Origin of the sequence: Bacillus sp. MYb209, from assembly GCF_002975175.1 — a bacterium.
Taxonomy (GTDB): Bacteria; Bacillota; Bacilli; order Bacillales; family Bacillaceae_G; genus Bacillus_A.
The window spans coordinates 1-3419 of record NZ_PCNZ01000093.1; the positions used below are offsets into that span (position 1 = coordinate 1).

Sequence of the window (3419 nt, forward strand, 5' to 3'; positions counted from 1 at the left end):
ATGGAGAGAAAAAAGTGATGGTTGCGGCATATAAGCAAATCTTTTATACCGTAAGTGCAGAACTACCTAACAATCCATCAGATCTTTTTGATAATAGCGTTACTTTTGATGAGCTAACTCGTAAAGGGGTAAGTAATGCGGCTCCGCCTGTTATGGTGTCAAATGTAGCTTATGGTAGAACAGTTTATGTGAAATTAGAAACATCATCTAAGAGCAAAGATGTACAAGCTGCCTTTAAAGCCTTAATTAAGGGGCAAGGCGTTGAAGCGAGTGGACAGTACAAAGATATTTTTGAAGACAGTACCTTTACCGCTGTAGTATTAGGCGGAGATGCAAAAGAGCATAACAAGGTTGTTACAAAAGATTTTAATGAAATCCGAAATATCATTAAAGATAATGCAGAATTAAGTTCTAAAAATCCAGCATACCCAATTTCATATACAAGCACTTTCTTAAAAGATAACGCAACTGCTGCTGTTCATAACAATACGGATTATATTGAGACTACAACTACAGAATATTCTAGTGCTAAAATGACGCTTGATCATACTGGTGGATATGTTGCTCAATTTGATGTATCTTGGGATGAATTCTCATATGATCAAAATGGCAAAGAAGTACTAACCCATAAAACTTGGGAAGGAAACGGCAGAGACAGAACTGCTCATTTCAATACAGTCATACCACTTCCATCGAATGCAAAAAATGTAAAAGTTGTAGCAAGAGAATGTACAGGTCTTGCATGGGAATGGTGGAGAACAATTATTAATGAACAAAATGTTCCATTAACAAATGAAATAAAAGTTTCAATTGGAGGAACAACATTATACCCAAGTGCTAATATTAATCATTAGGTAAAAGTGAAGCACTCTGTTTACAGGGTGCTTTTTTACTTGCTCGCAAGTATATCGGCGCTTTTTCTAATATATCATACTCATCAAATTGGAGAGTCAATTTAAGTAGAGGGACCGTCACATAGCCATCTAGCTAAAATTTCATAGTACCAAAGAACAAAATTTTGTGCTAACTTATAACAAAAAGCTCGGTTTTTCGTTTTGGGGTAATTCTGAATTCTTAAGTTGATGGATATAGATTGTTAACTTAAAACATCATAATTTCAATTGTCTAAAGACAACGGTCTTTCATTAATATAATAAATGGAAGGTTGTTTGATTCCCTATATTTGGATATGTGAAATTGCATAAAAATATATGTTTAAATAAGACGGGCTTTTATATATAACTAGAGGTAGAGAAAGAAAATTATTGTTTAGGGTCTACTTAAAACTTTTAAGTTGATCGATGTGTGGCGGTATCCCTTTAAGAGAAAAATTAAGCAGTTAGCCTTTGCTAACCGCTCTTTTATTAGAGATATTTACCTGTTGATATTACGTTATTATGATGAATGTTTGCATAAGAATCTTTATATTTAGAAAGGAATAAAAAAATGAAAAAATTCGCATCAACACTATGTATAGCTGGAGTGACTTTAACTATTTTAGGAGTATCTCCTCAAAGTAGCTATGCTCATCTCGATCAAATTGATTTAACTGAGAATGATCCTATTACTGCAGGATGGTCTGCAGAAGCTCCGTATCATTCAGATAAAAGTACACATTTATGGATTGCAAAACAGGCTATTGAAATTATGAAAACAGAATCTAATATTGAAGCAAATAAGCAGGCTGTGGACTTCTTAAATTATCCGCAATATAAAGATCTATTTTCTAAAGGATTATATGATGCAGATTATAATGCAGAGTTTAACGATGGTGGAACAGGAATAGGCGGCGTTTTTAAAGGCGGATGGAAATCTCATTTTTATGATCCTGATACTAAAGAAAATTATAGAGGAGAAACAAATCCAACGGCTCTTACACAAGGCAAGAAATACTTTTATGAATCTGGAGAACATTTACGAAATAAAGACTATGAAAAGGCTTTCTATTACTTAGGAGTAGCCACACACTACTTTACAGATGCTACCCAACCTATGCATGCAGCAAATTTTACCGCAATTGATACGAGAGCTATAAAATATCATAGCTACTTTGAAAATTATGTTACAACCATTCAAAATCAATTTGCAGTCAATACTGGAGGGAATTATAACGACTCTCTATCCACACCTGAAGAATGGATTGATTATGCAGCCCGAGTAGCTAAACCTGAAATCCAAAATATTACTAATGATAATACATTTAAGTATTATAATAGTGGTAAGGCACAACTGTGGCAAGAAATGGTTATCCCAGCTGTGCAGCGAAGCTTAGGAGAAGCTCAGCGCAATACAGCAGGTTTCTTAAATCTTTGGTTTAAAACTTTTACTGAAAATGTGAAAGCTCCAAGTATAGAGACTGCATTAATCTATGATATAGAAGGTAACGTCATAGAAGCAGGGAAAAACTATTATATCGTACCAAGTGAATCTCCTTATCAAGGTCTAACATTTGAATGGTATGTAGCAAACCGTTACGATTATGTCTCACTTGCAAGTAAAGAAAACAATGCTTTATCTGGTACACCTATAGAATTTGAATTCTACAAAGAAAATGATGCAAAGCTACACCACGGGGAGAGTATATATCTTCGCATGAAGCACTCAAATTACGACCAATTTCAATATTTAAATTGGTCTAATTATTCTAGTTGGATTCACCTTGCTCAAAAATCGGATAGTTTAGCTGACTTTAAAATTAAAATTAACCTGGATAATCCTACAGAATATAATATTTTTACAGATGACTATCCATTAAATTATGAAAATATAAATGCAGAGAAAAATTGGATCGTACTAGGTGGAAAAAAACAAAAACCTAGCTCATGGAAGTTTATACCTGTTAGATAACCTAAAAAGAAAAACACTCGTCCTTAATCAGAACGAGTGTTTTTTTATCCGTAAACGTCGAGTAACTTCACTTATTGGCAACAAACAAAAAAGCCCATCTCTTTTTTCATAAAAGATGAACTTTTTTATCTTTCTATTATTCTAAATAACCTGTTAAAAAGAATAAAATACTTTAGCTTTGAAATAAAGTCGTACCGTTTATAAAGAAGATGGGTTCTGGTGCAAAATTCTTGCAATTAATCTCCTAAACTTGGGCATATTGATATTACTACTCTACAAAAGGTGTGTGATCAGTATGGAAAAGGAAAATTTGTTCAAATGGAAGCATTATCAGCCTGAACTAATCTTATTAACAGTAAGGTGGTACCTACGGTACAATTTGAGCTTTCGTAACCTGGTGGAAATGATGGAGGAAAGAGGATTATCCATTGCTCACACAACGATTATGCGCTGGGTTCATCAATATGGGCCTCAATTAGAAGAGAAAGTACGACATCATCTTAAGCCAACAAATGACTCGTGGAGAGTCGATGAAACATATATCAAAATAAAAGGTCAATGGATGTACTTAT

Annotated in this window: 3 protein-coding genes; all 3 read left to right on the forward strand. The window is 33.8% G+C overall.

The window, feature by feature from the left end:
• On the forward strand, positions 1–854 hold an 854-nt coding region (locus CQZ94_RS30335; RefSeq protein WP_181149585.1), incomplete at its 5' end, for a thiol-activated cytolysin family protein.
• Positions 855–1446: 592 nt separating this feature from the next.
• The gene (locus CQZ94_RS30340; protein ID WP_105588387.1) at positions 1447–2847 is read left to right on the forward strand and encodes a zinc dependent phospholipase C family protein; all 1401 of its coding nucleotides are present in this window, start codon (positions 1447–1449) and stop codon (positions 2845–2847) included.
• A gap of 295 nt (positions 2848–3142) precedes the next feature.
• On the forward strand, positions 3143–3419 hold a 277-nt coding region (locus tag CQZ94_RS30345), incomplete at its 3' end, for an IS6 family transposase (protein WP_142395977.1).